Genomic DNA, 26,211 nt, shown 5'->3' with positions numbered 1-26,211 from the left:
AACATGGCACAGAAGTCGAAGGCCTACCGGGCCGCCGCGGCCAAGCTCGAAGAGGGCAAGTTCTACACGGCCGACGAGGCCGTCGCGCTCGCCCGCGAGACCGGTTCCGCCAAGTTCAACAGCACCGTCGAGGTCGCCCTCAAGCTCGGTGTCGACCCCCGCAAGGCCGACCAGATGGTCCGCGGCACGGTCATCCTGCCCCACGGCACGGGCAAGACCGCCCGCGTCATCGTGTTCGCGACCGGTCCGGCCGCCGAGGCCGCGCTGGCCGCCGGTGCCGACGAGGTCGGCGGCGCCGAGCTCATCGAGAAGGTCGCGGGCGGGTACACCTCGTTCGACTCCGCCGTCTCGACCCCGGAGCTCATGGGCCAGGTCGGCCGTCTCGGAAAGGTGCTCGGCCCCCGCGGCCTCATGCCCAACCCGAAGACCGGCACCGTGACCCCGGACGTGGCGAAGGCCGTGACCGAGATCAAGGGCGGAAAGATCGAGTTCCGCGTCGACAAGCACGCCAACGTGCACCTCGTCGTGGGCAAGGCCGCGTTCTCCGAGGAGCAGCTCCAGGAGAACTTCAAGACCGCGCTCGACGAGATCCTCCGCCTCAAGCCGTCCTCCTCGAAGGGCCGCTACATCCAGAAGGCCGCCGTCTCGACGACCTTCGGCCCCGGCATCCCGCTGGACGTCAACGTCCTGGCCTGAGCCGGGCACGCACTGACGTGAGGAGGGGGTCCGCTTCGGCGGGCCCCCTCCTTCGTCGTCCCGGCATACTGGACCGGTGATCCGCCGCTCCGCTCCGCCGCGCCTCCCGTGACCGTCCGCCGCGCGTCTGCCGCCGATGCCGAGGCCCTGGCCGAGCTGGCCGCCGCGACCTTCCCGCTGGCCTGCCCGCCGCACACCACCGCGGAGGCGAAGGCCGAGTTCGTGCGCACCGTGCTCTCGGTCGAGCGCTTCCGCGACCACCTCGCCGATCCGCTCCGCTCGCTCCTGGTCGACAACGACTCCGGCGCGCTGACCGGCTACGCGATGCTCGTGCGCGGGGAGCCCGCCGACGCCGACGTCGTCGCGGCGATCCGGCTGCGTCCGACCGTCGAGCTCAGCAAGTTCTACCTCCTGCCCGGCCGGCACGGCTCCGGAGCGGCGGCCGCGCTGATGGCCGCGACCCTCGAGGAGGCGCGGGCTCACGGTGCCGCGGGCGTCTGGCTCGGCGTCAACGAGGAGAACGCGCGCGCTCAGCGCTTCTACTCCAAGCACGGCTTCGCGGTCGTCGGCCGCAAGCGCTTCCTCGTCGGCGACCGCTGGGAGGACGACTTCGTCCTCGAGCGCTCTCTCCTGACCCTCCCCGCGAGACGCCGCCCGGGTACGCGACACGCTCCGCGTGGCGTACCGGAGCGGCATCTCGCCGAGGTCAGCCCTCGGAGACGGTGAGGACGATCTTGCCGCGGGTGTGGCCCGTCTCGAGCTGCTCGTGCGCCTCGCAGGCGCGGGCGAGGGGGAAGATGCCGTCGATGAAGACGCGGACGTCGCCCGACTCGAGAAGGCGCGAGACCACGCCGAGGGTCGCCCCGTCGGGAGCGACGCGGTAGGTGGAGGCGCGCACGCCCGCAGCGGCCGCCTCCTCGAAGAACCCGGGCCAGCTCCCGGTGGGCGCGTTCACGATCAGGCCCCCGGGGCGGAGGACCCTCAGCGAGCGCGAGCCCGTGTCGTCGTGGACGTTGCCGACCAGATCGATGACCACGTCGACGCCGGACAGCAGCTCGTCGAAGCGCTCGGCGGTGTGGTCGATCACCTGCGCGGCGCCGAGCTCGTGCAGCCACTGCAGGTTGCGGGTCGAGCCGGTCGCGATCACCGAGGCGCCGAAGTAGGCGGCGAACTGCACCGCGAAGTGGCCGACTCCGCCCGACCCGGCGTGGATGAGGATCCGCTGGCCCTCGTGCGCCTTGGCGAGCTCGACGACCATGCCCCAGGCAGTGAGCGCCGCGAGCGGGACGCCGGCCGCTTCGACGTGCGAGAGCGTCGACGGCTTCCGCGCGATGGAGACGCTCGGCACGCTGACGTACTCCGCGTAGGAGCCCGAAAAGCGCGGCACCATGACGAAGCCGTAGACCTCGTCGCCCGGCCGCAGCGGATGCGCCGGGTAGGGGCTCGAGGCGACGACGCCCGAGAAGTCGTGGCCGAGGACCGCAGGGTAGGAGGCGATCTGCGAGGCGACCCCCTGGCCCGCGCGCGTCTTCGCGTCGAGCGGGTTCACGCCGGCCGCGACCACCTTCACGGTGAACTCGGCGTTGATGGCGGAGGGTGTCGGCACGGTCGCCAGGTGCAGGGCGGAGGCGTCGCCCGGCGCGTCGATCACCGCCGCCGTCATCGTGTCGGGGAGGACGACCTCCTCCGGGATCTCGCCGATCGCGAGGCCGTGCCCGAGCGCGCTGGTGTGCATCGTCGCCTTTCCTGTCGCTGAGGCGTGCGGGTGGAGCGTGCCGAGGACGTCGCCCCCGATTTCCGCATCCGACGCCGCGACCAGTCAATCGAGGCAATGAGTCGGCGCTGTTACGGGGGTGTCACCCTCGGGAGAAGATTGGCGCGCGGAGCCGCGGGCGCCCGGTCTGGCACGATGAGGGGATGCGACGCCGACGTACCCTGCTGGTCGGCGGTGCCCTCCTTGTCCTGGCCGGGCTCGTGGTCCTCCTGGCCGCCCGGATCAGCATCGGCACCAGCCGCTGGGTCTACGTCAGCGAGATGGGCGCGCCGGACCTGCCGACGGCGGGCGCCTTCGAGGCCGCTCTTCTGCTCGTGGCGGCCGGCGGCGCGCTGATCGCCGCGGGCGCCTGGCCGGTGCGCGCCCGCCTGCTCCCCGCCCTCCGCCCGGCGGGCGCGATCCTCCTGGCGGCCGCCTGCTTCGCGCTCGCCTCGCAGGTGACCTGCACGGCGGGCTGCCCGCTGCCGGTCGGGCCGGCCTTCCGCTGGCAGGACCTCATCCACACCTCGGCCGCCGTGCTCGGCTTCGGGGCCGCCTGCGCCGCGATGCTCCAGCTGGCGACCGTGCGGGGGCGCCCTGCGGTCGCGCGGCTCTCGCTCGCCGCCGGGATCTCGGTGGCGGTCGTCGCCGGGACGGGCGGGATCCTGTCGCTCCTGCGCGTGTGGCTGCGGCTCGGCGGGACGCTCGAGTTCGTGGCGACGGCGATCGCAGTGCTCTGGCTCGCGTTCGTCGGCCTGGTGCTCGCGCTCGAGGACCTCAGCGCTGAGCGAGCCAGCCGCGGACGTGCCCGCGGATCCGGTCCTGCTGAGCGGCGAAGCCCTCGTCCCGCGACGGCACCCGCTCGCAGTCCGCATCCGGAAGAGCCCTAGCCCACGCCTCCGCGACCTCGACCGGGTGCACGGGGTCGCGCTCGGCCGCGATCACCAGGGTGCGCGCGATGACCTCGCCCAGCTCTCCGGAGTCTCGGTAGGCGGCGTTCCGCGGGATCTGGGCGAGCCGGACGGCGCGCTCGGCCGCGCGCGGGGAGCGGAACTGCAGCGTCAGCGCCTCCGCCGACGCGGGGGACACCTCGGCGGCGCGCGCGAACAGGCCCGAGGCGCGGAACATCCGCTCGCCGCGCTTCGCGCCGTGGTCGTGCAGCAGCTGCGCGATGACGGGGAACACGGTGAGGTTCTCGGGCAGCGGCTCGGCGGTGAAGGCGGGGCGCACGAAGACGGCGCGGTCGATCGGCAGCACGCGTCGGACGGCGAGGCGCAGGGCGATCGCCGCGCCCATCGAGATGCCGAGCACCGTGAGCGGCTTGTGCGCGGCTCCGGCGCGCACGACCTCCTCCGTCACCTCGTCGGCGAGCGCCTCGAGGGCGAAGTCGCCGGGCGCGCCGAGCAGCTCGGAGGCGCCGTGGGCGCGGACGTCCGGAGCGATGACCTCGCTGCCGGCGGGGAGGGCGGAGCGCAGCAGCCCCAGCGGCTGGGAGCGGTCGCCGCCCAGGCCGTGCAGGAGGAGGACCGTCACCGGGCGCGCGTCCGCTCGTGCAGCTCGGCCATCAGCATCCCCGCCAGCCGCACGAGGATGTGGATCTCGTCCTCGTCGCGGTCGACCCAGCGGGAGTTCGGCTCGCCCTCGATCGGCACGAAGTCGCGGTGCTGCTCCCAGACGACGAGCGTGCGCTCGGCGCCGAGGACGTACTGCTGCCAGAAGACCTGCCGCAGGTAGTGGCGCGGGATGCTCCGCCACGGCTTCGTCGTGGTCTTGATCTCGCAGAGCTCGAGCCGGCCGTCCTCGCGGAGGCCGATGCCGTCGGGCGTGGCGAGGTGGCGCCGCTCCTGGCTCGCGTGGAAGAGGGTGCTGCTGGGCTCGATCGCGTGCTCGCTCCGTACCCAGGCGGCGATCTCGGGCTCGCGGGCGCGGCCGTGGTCGGTGAAGGCGTTGCCGCCGAAGCCGGTGCCGTAGAGCTTGTCGAGCGCTGCCTTGCCGATCGCGGCGGGGGAGGAGAGGCGGGCGACGTCGGTCGCCGTGATGCCGCGCGAGCGGGCGCGGAGCCAGGCGACGCGGTCCGAGGAGTCGGCGACGACCCTCCGGAGGTGCGGGGGCTCGGCGTCCGTGAAGACGGGCTGCGTCTCCCAGGGGAAGGAGAGCTGCAGGTCGGGCACCGATTCATTCTCTGCCCCCTGCGGCGCCCGGTCGAATCGGCACGCCGACCCGCGGCGTCTCACCGGGGCGCGACGGCTCGCGCCGGCGGCTCAGGCGTCGAGGAAGGCGTCGACGTGCGCGGGGGAGAGGAGGTGGCGCCGGACCATCAGGGCGGCGCCGCGGACGCCTCCGCCCTGGGCCGCGGCCTGCACGATGTCGAGCGCGCGGGTCGCCAGGGGGAGGGAGCGGCGGTAGACGACCTCGCGGACCCCGGCGAGGACCTCGTGGCTGGCCTGGGCGATGCTGCCGCCGACGACGATGACGGACGGGTTCAGGAGGTTCACGCAGGTGGCGAGCACCTCGCCGATGTCGCGGCCGGCGGCGCGCGTGAGCTCGACGGTGGTGGGGTCCCCGCCGGTCAGCAGGGTGACGACGTCGGAGGTGCTGGCGGCGTCGATCCCGGACTCGGTCAGGCGGCGGGCGATCGCCGAGCCGCTCGCGATCGCCTCGAGGTCGGCCTCGCCGCGGTCGCCGGGGACCTGCACGTGGCCCAGGTCGCCCGCCGCTCCGAGGGCTCCGCGCTGCAGGGCGCCGCCGCTGACGATCCCGGCTCCGATGCCGGTGGAGACCTTCACGTAGAGGAGGTCGTCGACGTCGGCGTAGTGGTCGGCGTGCTCGCCGAGCGCCAGCAGGTTCACGTCGTTGTCGACGAGGACGGGCACGGGGAGGCGGCGGCCGACGAACTCCGGGATGTCGAAGCGGTCCCAGCCGGGCATGATCGGCGGCTTCACCGGGCGGCCCGTCGCGTGCTCGACGGGTCCGGGGACGCCGACGCCGACTCCCGCGAGCGGGCCGGCGGCCGGAGTCCGGCCGAGCAGGGCCGCGGCGACGTCGAGGGCGTGGCCGAGGACGGCGAGGGGGCCGTCGGCGATGGCGATGCTCTCGCGGCGGCGGGCGAGGACCGTGCCGTCGAGGTCGGTCAGGGCGACGACGGCGTGCGCGGCGCCCAGGTCGACGGCGAGGAGGCTGCGCGCCCGGGGGTCGAAGGCCACGCGGGCGGCGGGACGGCCGCCGGAGGAGGGGGCGTCGTCCTGTCGTGCGACCAGGCCGGAGGCGGTGAGGACGTCGAGCTGGGCGGAGACGGCCGCGCGCGGCAGGCCCGTCTCGGCGACCACGTCGGCCCGCGTCCGGGGCGCCCCGTCGGCCAGCAGGAGCAGGAGCTCGCCGACCGCGCTGACGGTGATGCGGCGGCGCGGGGACATGGCCAGAGTCAACCACAGCGCCCGTGCTTCTGTGCGGCGGGTGCCCGACTTGGCGGGCGCGCAGGGCTAGTTTTGCTTGTCCGTGAGCAAAAGTCCGCGTAGGGTTCGAGGCACACCTTCCGATGCGATCAGGAGCCCCACCGGTGGCCACACCCCCAGACCTCTCTGTCCAGCTGTACTCGGTGCGCGAGCCGCTCGCGGCCGATCTGCCCGCCACCCTCGACCGCCTCGCGGCGATCGGCTTCACCACGGTCGAGCTCTTCGGGTTCGTCGACCTGGCCGACGCCTACCGCGCGGCGCTCCCGGCCAGCGGACTGCGCGCTCCCAGCGCCCACGCGCGCCTCCTCGGCCCGCAGGGCGACGCCACCGTCGACGAGATCCTCGACACGGCCGCCTCGCTCGGCGTCGAGACCGTGATCGACCCCTTCGTCGACCCGACCCGCTGGACCACCGCGGACGACGTCGCCCGCATCGCCGACGAGCTGAACGCGCTGGTCGACTCCGCCGCCGCCCGCGGCCTGGTGCTCGGCTACCACAACCACGCCTTCGAGTTCGAGAACCGCGTCGACGGCCGCAGCGCCTTCGAGCACCTCGCGGGCCTCCTCGACCCGCGCATGGTCCTCGAGCTCGACACCTACTGGGCGGCCGTCGGCGGCGACGACCCGGTCGAGGTGCTCGGACGCCTCGGCGACCAGGTGCGCTTCCTGCACGTGAAGGACGGCCCGATCTCGGCCGACACCCAGGAGCAGCTGCCCGCGGGCGAGGGCGCGATGGACGTCCCGGCGATCCTCGCCGCCGCTCCGCAGGCCCTGCCCGTGCTGGAGTTCGACGCCTACGCCGGCGACATCTTCGAGGGCCTGGAGTCGGCCCACCGCTACGTCTCGGGGCTCGGCGCATGAGCGGCACCGGCCGCGTGGGCGTCGGCGTCATCGGCGCCGGCAACATCAGCACCCAGTACCTGACCAACCTCACCGTCTTCCCCGACCTCGAGGTGCTCTTCGTCGCCGATATCGACCTCGAGCGGGCGAGGACCCAGGCCGAGGCCTTCGGCGTCCCCGCCTCCGGCACCGTCGAGGAGCTCCTCGCGCACGAGGGCATCGAGATCGTCGTCAACCTCACGATCCCGGCCGCGCACGTCGAGGTCGCGCGCCGCGCGGTCGAGGCGGGCAAGCACGTGTGGACCGAGAAGCCCTTCTCGCTCGACCGCGACAGCGGGATCGAGCTGCTCGCGCTGGCCAAGGAGAAGGGGCTGCGCGTCGCGACCGCTCCCGACACCTTCCTGGGCGCGGGCCTCCAGACGGCGCAGCGCGTGATCGAGAGCGGAGCCATCGGCACGCCGCTCTCGGCCCTCACCCTCTTCCAGGGCCCCGGCCCCGAGTCGTGGCACCCGAACCCGGAGTTCTTCTTCGCCGAGGGCGGTGGACCGCTGCTGGACATGGGCCCGTACTACATCACCACGCTCGTGCAGAACCTCGGCCCCGTCGAGAGCGTCACCGCCGTCTCGTCCCAGGCCCGCGCCACCCGCGTGGTGGGCTCCGGCCCGAAGGAGGGCACCGAGTTCCCGGTGACCATCCCGACGCACATCGGCGGGCTGCTCCGCTTCGAGTCCGGGGCCTCGGCCCAGGGGGTGTGGAGCTTCGAGTCGAGCCTGCCGCGCACCGGCTTCGTCGAGATCAACGGCTCCGAGGGCACCCTCGTCCTCCCCGACCCGAACCAGCACGACGGAGAGATCACCCTGCACCGCCGCGGGTCCGCCGAGCCGGAGGTCATCGCGGCGACCGGCTCGACCGCCTCCCGCGGCACCGGCGTGCTCGAGCTCGCCCGTGCGATCCGGGCCGACCGCCCCGAGGCCGCCTCCGGAGACCTCGCGTACCACGTCACCGACGTGATGCTCTCGCTCCTCGAGGCCGCCGAGACCGGCGAGAAGGTCCTCGTCACCAGCTCCGTGACGCCCCGCCCCGCACTGCCCGAGAGCTGGGACCCGACCGAAGCGACCCTCTCCTGATGCCCGCGCCCCTGCGCGTCGGCGTGCTCGGCGGCGGCTTCATGGCGGCCGTGCACAGCCGTGCGGCCCGCAGCGCCGGAGCGGTGCTCGCCGGAGTCGCCTCCTCCACCCCGGAGAAGGGCGAGCGGGCCGCGGCCGAGCTCGGCGTCGAGCGCGCCTACCCGGACGCCCGGGCTCTGATCGAGGACGAGAGCATCGACCTCGTGCACGTCTGCACCCCGAACGCCACGCACGCCGCACTCGCGCTCGCGGCGATCGAGGCGGGCAAGCACGTGGTCTGCGAGAAGCCGCTCGCCGCGACGCTGCGGGAGGCGGAGTCGCTCGCTGCGGCCGCGTCCTCCGCCGGCGTGGTGGCGACCGTCCCGTTCGCCTACCGCTTCCACCCGATGGTGCGCGAGGCCCGTGCCCGCGTCGCCTCCGGCGAGACCGGCCGCCTGGTCACCGTCCGCGGGAGCTACCTCCAGGACTGGCTGCTGGGCGCCTCCGACGACAACTGGCGCGTCGACCCGGCCGCCGGCGGCCGCTCGCGCGCCTTCGGCGATATCGGCTCGCACCTGGTCGACCTGCTGGAGTTCGTCACCGGCGACCGGATCGACTCACTCGCCGCGATCACGAGCACCGTCCACGCCGAGCGCGGCGGCCGCCCGGTGAGCACCGAGGACGTGGCCGGCCTGATCGTCCGGCTCGAGGGCGGCGCCGTCGGCACGCTCCTCGTCTCGCAGGTCACCGCGGGCCACCGCAACGAGCTGGTGCTCGAGGTGTCCGGGCTGGAGGAGTCGCTGCGCTTCGAGCAGGAGCTCCCCGAGACGCTGTGGGTGGGCCGGCGCGACAGCGCCCTGCTGGTGCCGCGCGACGCCTCGATCCTCGCGCCCGATGCGGCCCGGCTCTCGATCGTGCCGAGCGGTCATCCGATGGGCTACCAGGACGCCTTCACGGCGTTCGCCCGCGACACCTACGCCGCCGTGGCGGGCGCCGACGTGGAGGGTCTGCCGACCTTCGCCGACGGCCTCCGCGCGGCGCGCATCACCGAGGCCGTGCTCGACGCGGCCGAGACAGGCGCCTGGGTGACCGTGCCCGCCGCCGACGACCGGACGGAGATCGCCGCATGAGCGACGAGAAGACCTACCCCGCCACCCACCCCGTGACGCTGTTCACCGGGCAGTGGGCCGATCTGCCCTTCGAGGAGGTCGCCCGACTCGCCGCCGAGTGGGGCTACGACGGACTCGAGATCGCGGCCTCGGGCGACCACCTCGACCTCAAGCGCGCGGACGAGGACGACGCCTACGCCGCCTCGCGCCTGGAGATCCTCGACCGCTACGGCCTCGAGGTCTTCGCCATCTCGAACCACCTCACCGGCCAGGCCGTCTGCGACGACCCGATCGACTTCCGCCACAAGGCACTCGTGCGCGACTACACCTGGGGCGACGGCGACGCGGAGGGGGTGCGGCAGCGCGCCGCCGAGGACATGAAGCGCTCGGCGCGGGTCGCCCGCAAGCTCGGCGTGGACGTGGTCGTCGGCTTCACCGGCTCGAAGATCTGGCCCTACGTGGCGCAGTTCCCGCCGGTCCCGGCCTCCGTCATCGACGAGGGGTACGAGGACTTCGCGACCCGCTGGAACCCGATCCTCGACGAGTTCGACGCGAACGGCGTGGTGTACGCGCACGAGGTGCACCCGTCCGAGATCGCCTACGACTACTGGTCGAGCGTGCGCACCCTCGAGGCGATCGGGCACCGCCCGGCCTTCGGCTTCAACTGGGACCCGTCGCACATGATGTGGCAGGACATCGACCCGGTCGGCTTCATCGTCGACTTCAAGGACCGGATCTACCACGTCGACTGCAAGGACACCCGCCTGCGCCCGAAGAACGGCCGCGCCGGCGTGCTCGGCTCGCACCTGCCCTGGGGCGACCCGCGCCGCGGCTGGGACTTCGTCTCGACGGGGCACGGCGACGTCCCGTGGGAGGACGCGTTCCGGGCGCTGGAGTCGATCGGCTACTCCGGCCCGATCTCCATCGAGTGGGAGGACGCCGGGATGGACCGCCTCCACGGCGCGAAGGAGGCCGTCGGCTTCATCCGCTCGCTGCTCTGGAGGACCCCGACCGCGTCGTTCGACGCCGCGTTCTCGAACCAGTAGCCGCGCGGCTCCCCTCGGCGGGATCCCGCTCCGGTCCGCAGGCCACGTCGCCCGCGCCGGATCGGGGTCCTGCAGGCGGGGGTGGGGTCAGTCGGCGGCCTTGGCGGCGCGCTCGGACTTGATGCGGGCCTGCTCGCGGCGGACCTCCGCGTAGCGGTTCTGCTCGACGCGCAGCCACTCGGGGACCTCGTCGAGCAGGGCCTGGATCTCGGGAGTGGTCAGCGCCTCGGTGACGCCGCCGCGGGCGAGCCCCGAGATGGAGACGTTCAGCCGGGAGGCGATGACGGAGCGGGGGTGCGGCCCCTCCTCGCGCAGCTGCACGAGCCAGGCGGGCGGATTCGCGGCGAGCTCGTCGTACTGCTCGCGCGTGATCGCCGACTCCTGGAACTCCTCCGGGGTCGCGGGCAGGTAGACCTGCAGCTTCTTCGCCGCGGTCGCAGCCTTCATCGTCTGTGTCGCCTTGGCCATGCGGCAACCCTACCGGCGCGGCGCGGACCACCTACCCTGAGGGGATGAGCGAGCAGCCCGAGACCGTCGACCCGCAGGCCGCTCCCGAGGCGGAGGGGCGTCCGGAGGGCGGGGCGGACGCGGCGGCTGTCGACGCGTCGGCCGGATCGGGCGCGGTCGGCGCCGGAGCCGGAACCGAGTCGGACGACACCGACGGCGACTCCGAGGACGGCGACTCCGACGACCTCGACTCCGAGGACAGCGACGCCGGGGACAGCGATGTCGACGACGCCGACTCCGACGACGCCGACTCCGACGCCGAGGACGCCGTCCCCGACGGCCCCGTGCTCGCCGTCGCCCTCGTGCCCGGCGTCACCCCCACCAAGTGGACCCGCGTCTGGGGCCAGCGCCGCTCCGATCTCCCGCTGCGCATCACCGTCGTCGCCGAGCGCGATCAGGAGCAGGCGCTGCTCGACGGCCGCGCGCAGCTGTCGTTCGTCCGCGGCGACGTCTCCTCCTCCGCCCTCAGCTCCATCCACCTCTACGACGAGCAGCCCGTCGCCGTCGTCGGCCGCGAGCACGTCCTGGCCGCCGCGGAGGAGCTCGACGTCGCCGAGCTGGCCGGCGAGCACCTCCTCCAGGACCCGGAGGACGTGCCCGAGTGGGCCGCGGTCGCCGAGGAGCTCGCGGACGGCTCGCGGCGCCCGCTGCCGCGCATGGCCGGTCTCGACGACGCGGTCGAGCAGGTCGCGGCCGGCGTGGGCGTGCTGATCGTGCCGCAGTCGGTGGCGCGCGTGCACAGCCGCAAGGACGTCACCGCGGTGCCGGTGACCGGCGTCGCTCCCTCCTCCGTCCGCCTCGCCTGGGTGACGGACGACAAGGGCGACGACGTCGAGGACTTCATCGGAGTCGTCCGCGGCCGCAGCGCGAACACCACGCGCGGAACCGCCGCGACGCCGAAGGTCGAGTCGCGGGCGAAGGCCGCCAAGGCGAAGGCGCGGGAGGCGCGCGAGAAGGCGGAGAGGGCCGGCGGCGGCAAGAAGAAGCCGGCCCGCGCCAAGGCGTCCGCGCCGGCGGTGCGGCGCACCCGCAAGCCCCGCGGCCGCTGACCGTGGCCGACGACGCCGGCTGGTCGCTCCGCCCCGCGACCTCGGAGGACGCCGCGGCGATCGCCGAGCTGCGCGCGGTCGTCATGCGCCCGTCGCTCGAGACGCTCGACCGCTACGACGAGCACCGCGTGCGGCACCGCTTCCTCGACGGCTACCGGCCCGAGCTCACCCGGGTGATCGAGCTCGACGGCGCCTTCGCCGGGAGCATCGCCGCGCGGGTCGAGCCGGACGCGGTCTGGATCGAGCACTTCTACCTGGCGCCGCACGCACAGGGACGCGGAGTCGGCGGCGCCGTCCTGCGTCGGGTGATGGCGGAGGAGGCGCGGCCGGGTCTGCCCTTCCGGCTCGACGTGCTGAAGCGCAGCGACGCCCGCCGCCTCTACGAGCGGCACGGCTTCCTGTTCGAGCGTGCTCTGGAGTGGGACGACATCCTCGTCGCGCCGCCTGTCTCCTGACCCCTGATCGGGGAGGACGACGGGGCGCGGGCCGCCGCTAGCATGAGCGCGATCCCCTCCGCCGGGTCGGCCGCAGGGCGACCTCCTCCTGGAAGCAGGCACTCCGCCGTGTCCCCGCTCGTTCTGAGGTCCGCCGCCTCCGCGGTCCTCGTCGCCGCCCTGGCGATCACCTCCAGCCCGCTCGCCTCCGCCGCATCGGCGGCCGCGCCGTCGGCCGCCCCCGTCGCCGCATTCGGCGCCGCCTCCGACGCGCCCCGCTCGATCGTGCTCCCCGAGGGGCAGCCTCTCTGGCAGCCCAGCGCCGAGTCCCCCCTGCCCGCCGTGCCGAACGAGGCGCCGAGCGCCGCCCGTGCGAGCGCTGCGGCGTCGATCAGCGGCCGTGTCGTGGTCGAGGAGGCCGACGGCTCGATCGCGACCACCACTCCCCGCGGCGCCCTCCTGAACGTCGAGGTCTGGTCGAGCGAGGCGGGGCTCCTCGGGAACCACTCCGTCGCCGGCGACCTCACCTTCAGCATCGACGGGCTCACCGCCGGGCAGACCTACTACCTGCTGATCAAGGACAACGCCGACCTGTACGCCGACCTCTGGTCCGGCGGCAGCGCCGTCGCCCGCAGCGCCGAGCCGCTCCAGGCCCCGGCGGCCGGCGTGCAGCTGCGCACCGCACGGCTGGGGTCGCTCGAGGGACGCCTGAGCGGCGTCGCGGGCGACCAGCGCGTCGACATCTGGTACCGCGACCCGGGAACCGACGGCTACTTCCGCACCGGCGAGCTCGACCTGATCACGGGCGGCGACAACCCGTACTCGTTCCAGCAGGTCGTCCCCGGCGACTACCTCGTCCGGGCGTCGAGCCGCGACGACGTGATCGACGACAGCTACTGGGACCACGTCCTCCGCTCGGGCGACGCGGGCGACGTGCGCGTCCCGGTGGGCGGATCGGCCGCCGGGATCGACCTCTCGCTGAGCAGCGACTACCAGCAGTACACCGGCCGCCTCGCCGGATCGGACCGCTACGCGACCTCGGTGGAGGCGACGGGCTACTTCTCCCCGGGCATCCCGGTGCTCTACGTGGCCAGCGGGGCGAACTGGCCGGATGCGCTGAGCGCCGGCCCGGCCGCCGCCGCCCTCGGAGGCGCGCTCCTGCTCACCGATCCCGACCGCCTGCCTCGGGTCGTTTCCGACGAGATCCGCCGCCTCCGCCCGGAGCGGGTCGTGGTCGTCGGCAGCGAGCTGAGCGTGAGCCCCGGGGTCCTCTCCGCGATCCGCTCGATCGTCGGCGGCACCGAGCGCATCGGCGGGACGGACCGCTACGACACCTCCCGCCGGATCGTCGCGGACGCCTTCGGCACCGGCCCCTACTCGAACATGTTCGTCGCGACCGGCACGAACTTCCCTGACGCCCTGTCGGCCGCGCCCATCGCCGGCTGGCGTGCGCAGCCCGTGCTGCTGGTCGACGGTGCGACCTCGGGCGCCGACTCCGCGACCGCGACCGCGGTGCGCGACCTGGCGCCGGAGCACGTGGAGTTCCTCGGCGGCGACCCCTCGATCCGGGACGCGTACGTGGCGGACTTCGCGCGTCGCGGCCTCGCCCCCTCGGTCTCGAGGATCGCCGGCCGCGACCGCTACGAGACCAGCGTCGAGCTGAACAGCGCCTACCCCCAGTCGCTGCTGCAGGACAGCGTCTTCCTCGCCGCGGGGTCCTCCTTCGCCGACGCCCTCTCGGGAGCGACGACAGCGGCGGCCCTGGGCTCGTCCGTGCTGCTGACCGAGCGCGACTGCGTGCACGACTCGACGCTGCGCTTCCTGGCCTCCAACTCGAAGAACTACGCGTTCCTGCTCGGCGGAGAGCCGACGCTCACCGAGGACGTGGCGAACCTCCGCAACTGCGAGTACGACTTCTGACGACGCGTGATCCCGGGGTCCGGGGCTAGGGTGCGAGCATGCCCACGAGCGATGAGACCTGGACCCTGGCCGAGCACGACGTACCGGTGTACCGCAGCGGTGAGGGCGGCCGCGCGCTGATCCTGATCCACGAGGTCTGGGGGGTCGACGGGCACATCCGCTCGGTCGCCGACCGCTACGCGGCCGAGGGCTACAGCGTCGTCGCCCCCGAGCTCCTGGCCGACAGCGGCCTGCTCGAGCAGCTCGACGAGGAGCAGCGCGCCGACTACGACCACCCGGTGCGGCGCCTGCCGCGCCAGGTCGAGCTGCGCACCTTCTTCGCCCCCGTCTTCACTCCGGAGCACGCGACGCGCACCGTCGCGATCCTCCGCGCCCTCGTCGAGCGGCTCCTGCGCCAGGAGGGCGCGACCAGCGTCTCCGTCACCGGGTTCTGCTACGGCGGCACCTTCTCGTGGGCGCTCGCGCTGGCCGAGCCGCGGCTGGCGGCGGCCGTGCCGTTCTACGGGCACGTCACCGCGTCCGCCGAGGAGCTCGGCGCGCTGCAGGTGCCGGTGCTGGCGTTCCTGGGCGATCAGGACGCTCCCCTCGTCGAGCAGGTGCCGCGCATCCGCGAGGCGACCGAGGGCAAGGACGTCGAGGTCGTCGTCTACCCGGGAGCGGGCCACGCCTTCTTCAACGACGCGAACGAGCAGACCTACCAGGCCGAGGCGGCGACCGACGCCTGGCCGCGGGCGCTCGCGTTCCTCGGAGCGCACGCGGGCTGAGCGGGCCCTCGACGGACGGCGCCCGGCTCCGCGGCGCTGAGCTCGCCGACGGCCTGCGTCAGCGCGGTCGGACCGGCAGCCAGCCCCGCCGGGCCGCGAGCACGCCCGCCTGGAAGCGGCTCTCGGCGCCGAGCAGCTCGAAGAGACCGGCGATGTGCCGACGGCAGGTGCGCACGCTGAGGTCCAGCCGTGCCGCGAGCGCCTCGTCGGTGAGCCCGGCGGCGAGGCCCTGCAGGATCGACCGCTGCACCGCGGAGAGGGAGGGCTCCTCCTCGGCGCCTGCCGCGTGCAGGGGCGCTGCGAACTCCCACGCCGCGTCGAACACGCGCGCCAGGGTCGCCGCGAGCTCGGAGGAGCGGACGACCAGGGCGGCGCGGTCGTCCTCGTCCCGGGAGCGGGCGACGATCGCGAGGGAGCGGTCGAAGACCACCAGCCGGAAGGGCAGCACCGGGAGGGTCCGGAACCGCGCGCCCAGCGGCTCGAGCTCCGCGACCGAGCGCCGGAGGGCCGCGTTGTCGCGGCGGCGGTCGAGGTACAGCGTCCGCCTCGCGATGCCGCGCCCGAGCAGCTCGCGGTCGACGGCGTCGCTCGCCTCGTGCCGCTCCACGCTGCTGGTGCCGGGAGCGGCGATCAGCACCTCCTCCGAGGCTCCGCGCTGCAGGTCGAGGAGCAGCCGGAGGACGGTCGCCGGGTCCTCGATCACCTCCACCTGTTCCGCGGCGGCGAGGGCGCTGCGGGCGCTCCGGTAGGCGGGGACGAGGGCCATCAGCTCGCTGCGGCGACGGGTGATCCCGGTCTGCAGCTCGAGGAGGCGCCGCTCGTCGTCGGCGATCAGCTCGGCCAGGGCGATGTCCGGTGCGGCCGTGGCGAGCGACTCCGCCCCCGCGTGCAGCGGAGCGAGCAGCCGGAGCCCGATCAGCTCGTCGCGCGCCTCGCGGAGGCCGTCGACGGTGACGCCGAGCTCGTCCGACGCGCTCTCGAGCGACCAGTCTCCGCGCACGGACGCGTGCAGGTACAGCGCGATCGCGTTCTCGCTCAGCACCGGCGGCCCCCCGTTCTCCCGACCCTCCCGAGTGTAGGAGGCGCGCACTCAGCGCCGCCGCGCGAGAACCGCGACGACGGCGAGCTCACCGGCGAGGACCAGCGCCACCGCTCCGAACACGGCCGGGCCGACCAGCGCGGCGAGCGGAGTGAGACCGGCGTTCGCGAGGAGGGGGGCGAGGAGACCGATCACGACGCCGGTGCGGCGGGCGGGGGGCTGCCGGCGGGCGACGGCGACGACGCTCAGCGAGGTCGCGGCGGCGGCCGCGAGCACGAGCACGAGGACAGCCGCGGGGTGCGGCTCCCCGAGCAGGAGCAGCGCGGCCAGCGCGGCCCAGGCGAGGGCGCCTCCGGCGGCGACGGGGCCGAGGTGCGGGGTGGCGGCGGGTGCAGTGGCGGTCATGGTCCGTCCTCTCGTCGTGGTCCTCCGAGCCTCGCGGAGGGCCGTCGGCGGCACCAGATCAGCATCCGGGCACGGCAGCATCCGGACATGCGGCGGACCCCCGGCTCCGCGCGGGGCGGAGGGTCGGGGCCCACGGGACGTCCGGGCAGGCTCCGGCCGTGGCAGCATCCGGTCAGCCGGCCTCGCGCAGCCTCCCGCCGGCGAGGTGGAGGCTGCGCTGCGCACGGCGCGACGGCAGAGTGGTGGGTGTCGTCGGCTCCTGCTCTCCGGGCGCCCGCTCTTCCCGGGGCGGTGCCCGCGGTCGTAGGCTCGCGCTCATCCGCAACGGGAGGGGCCGACGATGACCGCCACGAGAGAGACGTCCGCCCCGCCCGAGCTCAAGCGGGTGCTCGGCCCCAAGCTGCTGCTGCTGTTCGTGGTCGGCGACATCCTCGGGACCGGGATCTACGCCCTCACCGGGCAGGTCGCGGCCGAGGTGGGCGGGGCCGCGTGGCTCCCCTTCGTGATCGCGTTCGTCGTCGCCACGCTCACCGCCTGCTCCTACCTGGAGCTGGTGACGAAGTATCCGCAGGCCGCGGGCGCCGCGCTCTACGCGCACAAGGCGTTCGGGATCCACTTCGTCACGTTCCTCGTCTGCTTCACCGTGATGGCGAGCGGGATCACCTCGGCCTCCGCCGCCTCGGGCGCCTTCGCGAGCAACTTCGCGATCGGCTTCGGGCTCGGGGACGGCGCGGGGACGCGGCTGAGCATCGCGCTGGTGTTCATGGTCTGCATCGCCCTGGTGAACCTGCGGGGCGTCGCCGAGAGCGTCGGGCTGAACGTGGTGCTCACCCTGATCGAGCTCTCGGGCCTGCTGCTCGTGATCTTCGTGTGCTTCTTCGCCGTGTTCGGCGGGCAGGCCGACTTCTCGCGGGTGGTCGCGTTCGAGGCGCCGGAGGACAAGTCGCTGCTGCTCGCGGTGAGCACCGCGACCTCCTTGGCGTTCTTCGCGATGGTCGGATTCGAGGACTCCGTGAACATGGCGGAGGAGACGAAGGAGCCCAGCCGCATCTTCCCGCGCGTGATGCTCACGGGTCTCGGCATCACCGCCGTGGTCTACGTGCTCGTGTCCACGCTCGCCGTCGCGATCGTCCCCGTGGGGGAGCTGGCCGGCAACGACACTCCGCTCGTCACGGTCGTCGAGGCCGCGGCGCCCGACTTCCCGATCTCGACGCTGCTGCCCTTCATCTCGCTCTTCGCCGTGGCCAACAGCGCGCTGATCAACATGATGATGGCCAGCCGCCTGCTCTACGGGATGAGCCGCCAGGGCGTGCTGCCGCCGTTCCTGCAGAACGTGCTGCGCGGACGGCGCACGCCGTGGGCCGCGATCCTCTTCACGACGGTGATCGCCCTGCTCCTCACCGCCTACGTGTCGCGCGACCCCTCCGACCCCATCGCGGTGCTGCTGGGCGGGACCACGTCGCTCCTCCTGCTGGCGGTCTTCGCCGTCGTCAACGTCTCCGTGCTGGTGCTGCGGCGGCAGCCGGTCGAGCACCGTCACTTCCGGACCCCCACCGTGCTGCCGGTGCTGGGCACGATCGCCTGCGTCTACCTGGTGCTGCCGATCACCTCGGGACGCGACACGGCCCAGTACGGGATCGCGGGGGTGCTGCTCGTGATCGGCGTCCTGCTCTGGGCGGCGACCTTCATCGACCGGCGGGTCCGCGGCTACGCGCGCACCGCGGCGATCGCTCCGGAGGAGCTCGACGCCGATCCCGCGGAGGACGCATCGGGAGCGCACAGCGACGGCATCGGCCGGTCATAGCCGATCCATAGGGAACTCCCGATACTGGAGTCATGAGCACCCCGGCCCCCTCGAAGCACCTCGCCCCCGCGCAGCGCACCCGCCTGAAGCGGGCCGACGGGACGCCGATCCGCGTCCTCGTCGTCGACGACGAGAGCACCCTCACCGACCTGCTCCAGATGGCTCTGCGCTACGAGGGCTGGGAGGTGCGCACCGCCGCCGAGGGCCGCGCCGCGATCACGATCACCCGCGAGTTCCGACCGGACGTGATCGTGCTCGACGTGATGCTCCCCGACATCGACGGCCTCCAGGTCCTGCAGCGGGTCCGCGCGGACGGCAGCGAGACCCCGGTCCTCTTCCTCACCGCGAAGGACGCGCTCGACGACCGGATCGCCGGGCTCACCGCCGGCGGCGACGACTACGTCACCAAGCCCTTCTCCCTCGAGGAGCTGGTCGCCCGGATGCGCGGCCTCATCCGCCGCAGCACCCTGCTCGCCAACGACGCGGACGACCCCGAGGTCGTCGTGGGTGACCTGGTGCTGAACGAGGACAGCCACGAGGTCCGCCGGGGCGGCGACGAGATCGAGCTGACCGCCACCGAGTTCGAGCTGCTGCGCTTCCTGATGCGCAATCCGCGCCGCGTGCTCAGCAAGGCCCAGATCCTCGACCGGGTCTGGTCGTACGACTTCGGCGGCAAGTCGAGCGTGGTCGAGATCTACATCTCGTACCTGCGCAAGAAGATCGACGCCGGCCGCTCGCCGATGATCCACACCGTGCGCGGCGCCGGCTACCTCCTGAAGCCCGCCGACCAGTGAGCCGCACCGGCCGCCCGTCGCTCGGCGACTTCGCGACCCGCTCCGCCCTCCGCAGCTCCCGCCGCGGCCGGCGCGCGCCGTGGACTCTGCGGCGGCGGATGGTCGTCGCCGTGGTCGCGCTCGTCGCGGTGACGGCGGGCGTCGTGGGAGCGGTCAGCGTGCTCTCCGCCCGCTCGATCCTCTACGGCAGCACGGACGCGTCGCTCAGCCAGTCGGTCACGCGCCTCCAGGACTTCGACGGGCCGAGCCGCTTCGGCGGGTCGAGCGCGATCGAGCAGGCCACGACCTGCCCGAGCGGATCCTTCGGCGGCGGCCCGAGCCAGAACCTCAGCACCATCACCGCCGTCCAGGGCTCGGACGGCTCCTTCATCGGCGCCTACGTCGACGCCGACGGGGTCTGCCGGCAGTTCTCGGACCCGGCCGACTCGGTGCTCGCGGCGGCCGTCGCCGCAGGGGGCGAGGAGGCGACCATCGAGCTGCCCGGGAGCCTCGGGACCTACCGCGTCCGCGCGGCGGCGGTCGAGGGCTCCGTGGTCGTCGTCGGCGTCCCCCTGGGCGAGGTCGCCGAGACGCTCGCCTCCCTCACCTGGGTGGTCGTCGTGGTGGTGCTGCTGGCGATGCTGCTGGTCGCCCTCGTCGCCACCGCGATCATCCGCGTGGCCCTGCGGCCCCTGGAGCGGGTGGAGGCGACGGCGACCCGCGTGGCCGAGCTGCCGCTGGACCGCGGCGCCGTCGAGCTGGTCGAGCGGGTCCCGGAGGAGGACGCCGACACCCGCACCGAGGTCGGCCGGGTCGGCGCCGCCTTCAACCGCATGCTCGACCACGTCACCGGTGCGCTGGAATCGCGGCAGGCGAGCGAGGACAAGGTGCGGCAGTTCGTCGCCGACGCCTCGCACGAGCTGCGGACCCCCCTCGCGGCGATCCGCGGCTACGCGGAGCTGCCCCGGCGCGGCGGGACCGAGCTGCCGGAGTCGGCGGCCTACTCCCTCGATCGGATCGAGTCCGCCGCCACCCGGATGACCTCGCTGGTCGAGGACCTCCTCCTGCTCGCCCGCCTCGACGAGGGCCGCGACCTCGAGAAGGAGCCCGTCGACCTGACGCTGCTCGTGATCGAGGCGCTGTCGGACGCGCACGCCGCGGGCCCCGACCACGAGTGGGACCTCGAGCTCCCCGAGGAGCCGATCGAGATCCGCGGCGACGGCTTCCGGCTGCACCAGGTGGTCGCCAATCTGCTGCGGAACGCGACCGTGCACACGCCCCCCGGCACCCGGGTCGTGGCGGCGCTCGCCGAGGAGGTGTCGGAGGGGCGGCCGATCGCAGTCGTGACGGTCACCGATTCCGGCCCGGGCATCGCGCCGGAGCTGGTGCCGGTGCTGTTCGAGCGCTTCGCCCGCGGCGACTCCTCCCGAGCGCGCACGACCGGATCGACGGGGCTGGGCCTGGCGATCGTGGCGGCGGTCGTCGACGCCCACGGCGGGCGCGTCCTCGTCGCGTCCGAGCCGGGGCGCACGAGCTTCCGCGTCGAGCTGCCGGCGGGCTGAGGGCCGGGACGGCGGTCTCCCGCCGCCCGCCCTATACCGAGACGCCCAGCCGGCGGCGCGCGTCGTCGAGGGTCCGCACCACGGCGACCACCTCGTCGAGCGGGTGCAGCGGCGACTCGGTGCGCCCCTCCGTCACGTACTGCGCGACGTGCAGCGCCTCCCAGGCGAGGCCCTCGCCGCCCTGGAGCGGCGTCTCGTCGATCCACGACCCGCTCTCGGAGCCGCGGGTGAGCGTCACGCCGCCCGGCGTCCAGAACGACGGGTGCACGTCGATCCGCCCCGCCCGCCCCGCGACGCTCGCCGCGTGGCGGGTGTCGGCCAGCACGGTCGAGGTGGCCACCGACTGCACCCCGTGCGCGTGGCTGCCGACGATCGTCGCGGTCGCGTCGACGCCGGTCGAGGTCATGCTGCCGGCGACGACGGTGCTCTGCGGGGTGCCCGCCACCATCGAGACGAAGGAGGAGGCGTAGACGCCGACGTCCAGCAGGCCGCCGCCCGCGAGCGCCGGGTCGAAGATCCGGCTGGAGGGGTCGAAGTCGAAGGCGGCGCCGAAGTCGGCCGAGACGACGGCGGGCGCGCCGACCGCCCCGTCGGCGAGCAGCTGCCGCACGACGTCCATGTGCGGCAGGTAGCGCATCCACATCGCCTCCATCGCGAACACTCCGGCGTCGCGCGCGGCGTGCACGATCATCTCGGCCTCGCCCGGGGTAGGCGCGAACGGCTTCTCGACCAGGATGTGCTTGCCCGCGGCGATGGCGAGCAGTGCCTGGCGGGCGTGTTCCGAGTGCGGGGAGGCGATGTAGACCACGTCGACCTCCGGATCCTCGACCACGGCCTCGTAGCCGGCCGAGGCCCGCTCGATCCCGAACTGGCTCGCGAACCGCTCCGCGCGCTCCAGCGAGCGGGAGCCCACCGAGACCACGCGCTGCCGGGTGTGCTTCTGCAGCGCCTCGACGAACGAGCCGGCGATCGAGCCGGGCGCGATCACCCCCCAGCGCAGGACGGGGGAGTCGAGGAGGGAGGGGAGTCGGGGCTCGGGGAGCGTCAGTGCCATGCGTCCACGCTAGGGCCCCGTGCCCGGCGGGGGCGAGGGGGTGCGCGGCGGTCCCCTAGGGTGTGACGGCACGCGCAGTCGCGGGCGGAGGAGGACGTCATGCCCGAGTGGTACACCCTGGGCGTCGTCGCCCTCGTGATCGTCGTGGTGGTCGTCGCGATCGTGCGCTTCCGGTTCAACCCGGTGCTGGCGCTGGCCGTGGGAGCCGCCGCGATCGGCCTGCTCACCGGGCTCGGCCCCGTCGACACCGTCTCCACGATGACCACCGGCTTCGGCGAGGTGATGATGGAGGCGGGCCTCCTGATCGGCTGGGGCGTGCTCATCGGCGCGATGCTCAACGAGATGGGCGCCGTCGTCCGGCTCGTCGAGGGCCTGCTGCGCGTCTTCGGCCGCCGCGGGATCCCCTACGCGCTGGGCCTCTCCTTCGCCACCTACCTGCAGACGATCTTCGTCGACGCGCTGATCGTGATCGCGGCCCCGCTCGCGCGCCGGATCGCGCCGCGGCTGGGGCGCGCGGGCACCGGCATCGTCGCCGTGACCTTCGCCGTCGGGCTCGAGACGGGCATCGTGATGATGGTGCCCGGCTTCGCCGCGGTCGCGCTCGCGGGGCTGCTCGGAGTGCCGCTGGGCGTGATGATGCTCGGCGGATTCGCGGTGGTGGCGCCGACGGTCGTGGTCACGATCCTGCTGATGTCGCTCGCGTTCCGCCTCGGCTTCTGGGACCCGGCGCGCGACGAGCAGCTGGTCGTGCGCGACGACACGACCGGGCTCGCGACGGTGGGGGCGTCGCCCGCCGCGGACGGCGGACGGCTGCCGTCGTTCGGAGCACGGGGGAGCGGCGGGGCGTCCTCGAGCGGAGTCGGAGCGGCATCGGGCGGCTCGTCGGGCTCGTCCGTCGAGGACGCGGCGGGTCCCGCTGAGGCGCAGGACGCCCACGCCGCCCGCGAGCGCCCGCTCCTGCTCCTCTTCGCGCCCATGCTCCTCGCCCTCCTGCTCATCGCCGCGCAGGCGGTGCTCACCGTCTCCGGGGTCGAGCTGCCGGTGCTGCAGTTCCTCGGGAACCCCGTCATCGCGCTCCTCCTCGCCGTGATCGGCACCGGAGTGGTCGGCCGGTCCACCGTGGGAACCGCGCGGATGGAGAAGGCGGTCGCCAAGGGCTTCCAGGACGGCGGGCAGATCTTCCTGCTCACCGGCGTCGGCGGGGCGCTCGCCGCGGTGATCGCGCAGGGCGACCTCGGCGAGATCCTGAAGGGCTACTTCTCGACCTCGGCGACCGCGCCGCTGCTGCTCGTCTGGGTGATGGCGGCCGTGCTGCACATCGCGGTCGGCTCGGTCACCCTCTCGGCGATCACGGCGGCCGGAGTCGTCGCGCCGGTCGCCGCGACACTCGGCCTCGACCCGCTGCTGATCGCACTCGCCGCGGGCTCCGGCGCGCTGTTCTGCATCCACGTCACCTCGAACACCTTCTGGCTGCTGCAGAGCTTCCTCGGCCAGTCGGTCCGCGGCGCCCTCAAGTCCGTGACCGTCGGCGTCTCCCTCGCCTCCGTCCTCGCGCTCGGCGCCACGCTCGTCCTCTCCCTCTTCCTCTGACCGGGCCCTCCTTCCTCCTCTCGCCGGATGCCACTCGGGCACTCGAGTCGCCGGGCGAGGCGTACCGAGGAGGCATCTCGCGGAGGTGACCCGGCCGACACGTGACGGAAACATGGAGCCTCTATCTTCCTGAGAGGGTTCACATCCGATTCGGAGATCCAGACGCCGACGGGGGCCCGATCCGTTCCGTCACGCCTCGACAAGGGAAGAACTCCGCTTGAGATCTCGAACCGCCCTCGCCTCCGGATGCGCCGCGCTCGCGCTCGCCGCCGGCGGTCTCCTGGTCGCCCCGCCGGCGACCGCCACGACCGCAGCACCCGCCGACTACACCCGCGTGGACATCGTGCGTCCGCCGTCTGCTCCGATCGCGGTGCCGACCAGCTACCCGCAGCAGACCCCGCTGACCGAGGTGCCCGTCGACCCGACCGACGCCTCGCTCCTGCGCGGAGTCACCCCCTACGACGCCATCGCGCCGCAGCTGAACGCGCTCGCCGCCCGCTCCGACCGGGTCTCGACCCAGGTGGTCGGGAAGTCCGGCCTCGGCCGCGACATCTACCTGGTCACCGTCACCGCCCCCGAGACCGAGGCCGAGACGGCGCAGCAGGCCGAGTGGCGCGACCGGCTCAAGTACGAGCCCGCCGCCGCGGCCGCCGACGCCGAGCTGATGGACGGCTACAAGGTGCCGGTCTGGTTCAACGGCAACATCCACGGCAACGAGTGGGAGGGCAGCGACGCGATCCTCGAGTACATCGAGGGCGTCGCCACCGCCGAGGACGCGGAGACCGAGGCGCTGCTCGAGGGCAACCGCCTCTACTTCACCGTCACCAACAACCCCGACGGCCGCGCCCTCGGCCAGCGCGCCGTCGCCGCGGGCTACGACCCGAACCGCGACATGATCACCGGAGCCACCAGCGAGGCGGCCGTGATCCGCGACCTCTCGAGCGTGCTCCAGCCCACGTACTTCATCGACATCCACGGCTACACCGGGATCCTCCAGGTCGAGCCCTGCGGCCCGCCGCACGGCGAGAACTACGAGTACGACCTCTTCCTCCCGCACGCCTACGCGACCGCGCTCGAGATCGAGCGCCGCGTCGTCGAGGCCGACGTGCCCGGCAACACCTACCTCGCCGAGGACGGCAGCGCCACCACGGACAACACCGGGAAGATCCTCATCCCCTACCGCGACATCCGCGCGGGCTGGGACGACTGGCCTCCCATCTTCGCCCCGCAGTACGTCGCCTTCCAGGGCGCGATCACCAACACGGTGGAGCTTCCGCTCGGCCGCACGGCCAACAGCACTCCGGAGGAGATCGCCCAGGGCCAGGCCAACGCGGACATCGACGTCGAGGTCGCCGGGATCGTCATGGACGCCTCCGTCGACTACATCGAGGCCAACCGCGACGCGCTCCTGAGCAACCAGGTCGCCATCTTCGAGCGCGGCGTCACCGGCGCCCCCGCCGTCGAGATCCCCGCCGACGTCTCCGCGGCCGACCTGCCTGCGGGCGTGCCGACCGAGTGGACCGAGATCTGGGACGAGACCGACGTCTACACGACCGAGTACCCGCGCGCCTACGTCATCCCCGTCGACGGCACGCAGCGCTCCGTCTCGGACGCCGAGACACTCGTCGCGCAGCTGCTCGCCCACGGCGTCGAGGTGTCGCGGACCACGGCCGCCACGAGCGTCGGAGGAGTCTCCTACCCCGCGGGCACCTACCTGGTCGACATGCACCAGTCGGTCCGCGGCCTCGCCAACGTCCTCCTCGCCGACGGCAGCGACATCTCGAGCCGTGTGCCCGAGATGTACGACGTCTCGGCCTGGAGCCTCTCGCTCCTCTGGGGCGCCGACGTGCAGGCGATCGGCTCCACCACCGATGCCCTCCCAGCCGTCGGCCTGGAGCCGGTGACCGCCGTCGCTCCGGTCGGCTCCGTCCCGGCAGGCGCCGACTACCTCGCCTTCGAGCCGCGCGGCGTCCTGGAGTACCAGGCCGTCAACGCGCTGCTGGCCGACGGCGTCGCCCTCGAGCAGTTCGAGGACGGCACGATCGCCCTCCGTGCAGACGCCGCCGGGCTCGCGGCCGCCGAGGGAGCCGCCGCCGCCTTCGGCGTCGACTTCACGGCGACCACCGCCGACCGCGTGCGCGCCGAGGACGGGAAGGCGCTCGACGCCCTCCGCGTCGCCTACTCCGGCACGAACGAGGACCGCGACGCGCTGGCCAAGCTCGGCTTCGCCGACGCGGTCGCCGTCGACGCGGCCGCGCTCACCGCGGGCACCGCGACCCTCGAGGGCGCAGACGTGCTCTACGTGGGACGCGCCCTCTCCTTCACCGCGGAGCAGGCCGTGGGCCGCATCGTGGTCGAGGAGTTCCTCGCGGCGGGCGGCGACGTCGTCGGCCGCGGCGGCGCAGGAGCGGCCTTCGTGTCCGACTTCGGCCTGGCCGAGCTGACCGCGCAGACCGGCACCAGCGGCTCCAACGGAATCGTCTCGGTCGAGACGCCCGCCGGCGGAGTCCTCGGCGACTACCCGCAGGACACCGCGTTCGTCTCGCCGGCACTGTGGTTCGCCGGCTTCGACGAGTCGGTCGCGGTCGAGCAGAGCTACTCGGAGGACGGCACGTTCGTCGCCGGGCACTGGGTCGACTCCGACGGGCAGTCCCGGAGCGACGCGGCCGGGCAGGCCTCGGCCGTCTCGTTCTCGACGGAGTCGGGCACCGAGGGCTTCCTCTTCGGCACCTCGCCGGTGTTCCGCAACCACCCGGTCGGAGCGTTCAGCGACGTCGCCCGGGCGCTGCTCGCCGTGGCGCCGGAGGGCGCCGCCGTCGAGCTGCCGGGGACCCCGGAGCCCACGCCGACGCCGGAGCCGACCGGCTCACCGGAGCCGACCGCGACTCCCGAGCCGACGGCGACGCCTGAGCCGACGGCGACGCCCGAGCCCACCGCGACGCCCGAGCCCACCGCGACGCCCGAGCCGACCGTGAGCCCGGAGCCCACGTCGACCCCCGAGCCCACGTCGACCCCGGAGCCCACGTCGACCCCGGAGCCCACCGTCGTGCCGACGGCCGGACCGACCGCCACGGCCGCGCCGATCACCGCGCCGACCGGCCCCGGCGGCCTCCCCTCCACCGGAGTGGAGACCGGCTCCTGGCTGCTGCTCTCGGGAGGTGCTGTCGCCCTCGGCCTCGGCTCGCTCCTGATCGCCCGCAGCCGTCGCCGCGAGGAGGAGGACGTCCTGCTCGAGGTCCACGCCCGCGACTCCCGCTCGGTCGCCCGCCGGACGGGGCTGGTGTGAGCCGGCTCGCGCAGGTGCTGGTC

Annotated in this window: 24 protein-coding genes; 16 read left to right on the top strand and 8 right to left on the bottom strand. The window is 73.8% G+C overall.

Translation table 11 applies throughout. The features are described from left to right. The first annotated feature begins 3 nt into the window (after window positions 1-3). Window positions 4-696, top strand: coding sequence for a 50S ribosomal protein L1 (gene rplA / locus C5D36_RS08015; protein ID WP_104257179.1), 693 nt, complete (start codon window positions 4-6; stop codon window positions 694-696). 108 nt (window positions 697-804) lie between these two features. Beyond that, complete coding sequence (locus C5D36_RS08010; protein WP_104295585.1) at window positions 805-1,422, top strand: GNAT family N-acetyltransferase; 618 nt, start codon at window positions 805-807, stop codon at window positions 1,420-1,422. On the opposite strand, the gene C5D36_RS08005 is transcribed toward C5D36_RS08010, so the two are convergent. Continuing rightward, complete coding sequence (locus tag C5D36_RS08005; protein WP_374953773.1) at window positions 1,403-2,431, bottom strand: NADP-dependent oxidoreductase; 1,029 nt, start codon at window positions 2,429-2,431, stop codon at window positions 1,403-1,405. The two genes, C5D36_RS08010 and C5D36_RS08005, sit on opposite strands and share 20 nt — an antisense overlap. Window positions 2,432-2,613: 182 nt before the next feature. Here C5D36_RS08005 and C5D36_RS08000 point away from each other — a divergent pair, with 182 nt between their 5' ends. Then, a complete protein-coding gene (locus tag C5D36_RS08000; RefSeq protein ID WP_104223635.1) occupies window positions 2,614-3,339 on the top strand; it encodes a DUF998 domain-containing protein in 726 nt (241 codons plus the stop codon). Here the strand turns inward: C5D36_RS08000 and C5D36_RS07995 are convergent. From C5D36_RS07995 to C5D36_RS07985, 3 genes are all read right to left on the bottom strand, one after another. Further along, window positions 3,227-3,982 (bottom strand): alpha/beta fold hydrolase, encoded by a 756-nt coding sequence (locus C5D36_RS07995; protein ID WP_159939686.1) that lies wholly within the window; start codon window positions 3,980-3,982, stop codon window positions 3,227-3,229. The two genes, C5D36_RS08000 and C5D36_RS07995, sit on opposite strands and share 113 nt — an antisense overlap. Next, window positions 3,979-4,611, bottom strand: coding sequence for a YqaJ viral recombinase family protein (locus C5D36_RS07990; RefSeq protein ID WP_104223661.1), 633 nt, complete (start codon window positions 4,609-4,611; stop codon window positions 3,979-3,981). Before C5D36_RS07990 ends, C5D36_RS07995 begins: the two co-directional genes overlap by 4 nt. Before the next feature lie 99 nt (window positions 4,612-4,710). Then, window positions 4,711-5,862: an ROK family transcriptional regulator gene (locus tag C5D36_RS07985; protein ID WP_104223637.1), complete on the bottom strand. Its 1,152-nt coding sequence runs from the start codon at window positions 5,860-5,862 to the stop codon at window positions 4,711-4,713. 143 nt (window positions 5,863-6,005) lie between these two features. Here C5D36_RS07985 and C5D36_RS07980 point away from each other — a divergent pair, with 143 nt between their 5' ends. Genes C5D36_RS07980 through C5D36_RS07965 form a run of 4 tightly spaced genes read left to right on the top strand, consistent with a single transcriptional unit; the run spans window position 6,006 to window position 10,001 of the window. Continuing rightward, a complete protein-coding gene (locus tag C5D36_RS07980; protein WP_258059739.1) occupies window positions 6,006-6,761 on the top strand; it encodes a sugar phosphate isomerase/epimerase in 756 nt (251 codons plus the stop codon). Then, window positions 6,758-7,867 (top strand): Gfo/Idh/MocA family protein, encoded by a 1,110-nt coding sequence (locus C5D36_RS07975; RefSeq protein WP_104234231.1) that lies wholly within the window; start codon window positions 6,758-6,760, stop codon window positions 7,865-7,867. Before C5D36_RS07980 ends, C5D36_RS07975 begins: the two co-directional genes overlap by 4 nt. Continuing rightward, window positions 7,867-8,976: a Gfo/Idh/MocA family protein gene (locus C5D36_RS07970; protein ID WP_104223640.1), complete on the top strand. Its 1,110-nt coding sequence runs from the start codon at window positions 7,867-7,869 to the stop codon at window positions 8,974-8,976. The genes C5D36_RS07975 and C5D36_RS07970 overlap by 1 nt, the downstream gene beginning before the upstream one ends. Beyond that, window positions 8,973-10,001 (top strand): sugar phosphate isomerase/epimerase, encoded by a 1,029-nt coding sequence (locus C5D36_RS07965; RefSeq protein WP_167299019.1) that lies wholly within the window; start codon window positions 8,973-8,975, stop codon window positions 9,999-10,001. Before C5D36_RS07970 ends, C5D36_RS07965 begins: the two co-directional genes overlap by 4 nt. An 87-nt stretch (window positions 10,002-10,088) precedes the next feature. Here the strand turns inward: C5D36_RS07965 and C5D36_RS07960 are convergent, their stop codons facing one another. Next, a complete protein-coding gene (locus tag C5D36_RS07960; RefSeq protein ID WP_104223641.1) occupies window positions 10,089-10,469 on the bottom strand; it encodes a DUF5997 family protein in 381 nt (126 codons plus the stop codon). Window positions 10,470-10,513: 44 nt separating this feature from the next. Between C5D36_RS07960 and C5D36_RS07955 the strand changes: the two genes are divergently transcribed. The 4 genes from C5D36_RS07955 to C5D36_RS07940 all read left to right on the top strand — a co-directional run bounded on the left by C5D36_RS07955 (window position 10,514) and on the right by C5D36_RS07940 (window position 14,675). Then, complete coding sequence (locus C5D36_RS07955; protein ID WP_104247771.1) at window positions 10,514-11,557, top strand: LysR substrate-binding domain-containing protein; 1,044 nt, start codon at window positions 10,514-10,516, stop codon at window positions 11,555-11,557. Between the two features lie 2 nt (window positions 11,558-11,559). After that, window positions 11,560-12,012, top strand: coding sequence for a GNAT family N-acetyltransferase (locus C5D36_RS07950; RefSeq protein WP_258062891.1), 453 nt, complete (start codon window positions 11,560-11,562; stop codon window positions 12,010-12,012). 108 nt (window positions 12,013-12,120) lie between these two features. Next, window positions 12,121-13,911 carry a cell wall-binding repeat-containing protein gene (locus tag C5D36_RS07945; RefSeq protein WP_104295584.1) on the top strand — a complete coding sequence of 597 codons (1,791 nt, stop codon included), beginning with the start codon at window positions 12,121-12,123 and terminating at the stop codon, window positions 13,909-13,911. A 38-nt stretch (window positions 13,912-13,949) separates the two neighbouring features. Beyond that, window positions 13,950-14,675 (top strand): dienelactone hydrolase family protein, encoded by a 726-nt coding sequence (locus C5D36_RS07940; RefSeq protein WP_104223644.1) that lies wholly within the window; start codon window positions 13,950-13,952, stop codon window positions 14,673-14,675. 58 nt (window positions 14,676-14,733) lie between these two features. Here the strand turns inward: C5D36_RS07940 and C5D36_RS07935 are convergent, their stop codons facing one another. Continuing rightward, window positions 14,734-15,717 carry a helix-turn-helix transcriptional regulator gene (locus tag C5D36_RS07935; protein ID WP_104295583.1) on the bottom strand — a complete coding sequence of 328 codons (984 nt, stop codon included), beginning with the start codon at window positions 15,715-15,717 and terminating at the stop codon, window positions 14,734-14,736. A 48-nt stretch (window positions 15,718-15,765) separates the two neighbouring features. Beyond that, complete coding sequence (locus tag C5D36_RS07930; protein ID WP_104247765.1) at window positions 15,766-16,119, bottom strand: hypothetical protein; 354 nt, start codon at window positions 16,117-16,119, stop codon at window positions 15,766-15,768. Between the two features lie 340 nt (window positions 16,120-16,459). Between C5D36_RS07930 and C5D36_RS07925 the strand changes: the two genes are divergently transcribed. From C5D36_RS07925 to C5D36_RS07915, 3 genes are read left to right on the top strand one after another with little or no spacing between them, the layout of a single operon-like run. Continuing rightward, on the top strand, window positions 16,460-17,923 hold the full coding sequence (locus C5D36_RS07925; protein WP_104247764.1) for an APC family permease: 1,464 nt from the start codon (window positions 16,460-16,462) through the stop codon (window positions 17,921-17,923). Window positions 17,924-17,955: 32 nt separating this feature from the next. Next, window positions 17,956-18,717 carry a response regulator transcription factor gene (locus tag C5D36_RS07920; protein WP_104223650.1) on the top strand — a complete coding sequence of 254 codons (762 nt, stop codon included), beginning with the start codon at window positions 17,956-17,958 and terminating at the stop codon, window positions 18,715-18,717. Further along, window positions 18,714-20,258, top strand: coding sequence for a cell wall metabolism sensor histidine kinase WalK (locus tag C5D36_RS07915; protein ID WP_219812137.1), 1,545 nt, complete (start codon window positions 18,714-18,716; stop codon window positions 20,256-20,258). Before C5D36_RS07920 ends, C5D36_RS07915 begins: the two co-directional genes overlap by 4 nt. Window positions 20,259-20,289: 31 nt before the next feature. On the opposite strand, the gene C5D36_RS07910 is transcribed toward C5D36_RS07915, so the two are convergent. Further along, on the bottom strand, window positions 20,290-21,312 hold the full coding sequence (locus C5D36_RS07910; protein ID WP_104295582.1) for a Gfo/Idh/MocA family protein: 1,023 nt from the start codon (window positions 21,310-21,312) through the stop codon (window positions 20,290-20,292). A gap of 99 nt (window positions 21,313-21,411) precedes the next feature. On the opposite strand from C5D36_RS07910, the gene C5D36_RS07905 reads away from it, so the two are divergent. Then, window positions 21,412-22,902 (top strand): GntP family permease, encoded by a 1,491-nt coding sequence (locus C5D36_RS07905; protein WP_104295581.1) that lies wholly within the window; start codon window positions 21,412-21,414, stop codon window positions 22,900-22,902. A 217-nt stretch (window positions 22,903-23,119) separates the two neighbouring features. Continuing rightward, on the top strand, window positions 23,120-26,188 hold the full coding sequence (locus C5D36_RS07900) for a M14 family zinc carboxypeptidase (RefSeq protein ID WP_104295580.1): 3,069 nt from the start codon (window positions 23,120-23,122) through the stop codon (window positions 26,186-26,188). The last annotated feature ends 23 nt before the right edge of the window (window positions 26,189-26,211 follow it).

The organism is Rathayibacter sp. AY1C6 (genome assembly GCF_002931535.1).
Classification (GTDB): domain Bacteria; phylum Actinomycetota; class Actinomycetes; order Actinomycetales; family Microbacteriaceae; genus Rathayibacter.
Note: the sequence above shows the minus strand (reverse complement) of the source record. Positions and strands in the feature narration are given on the sequence as shown.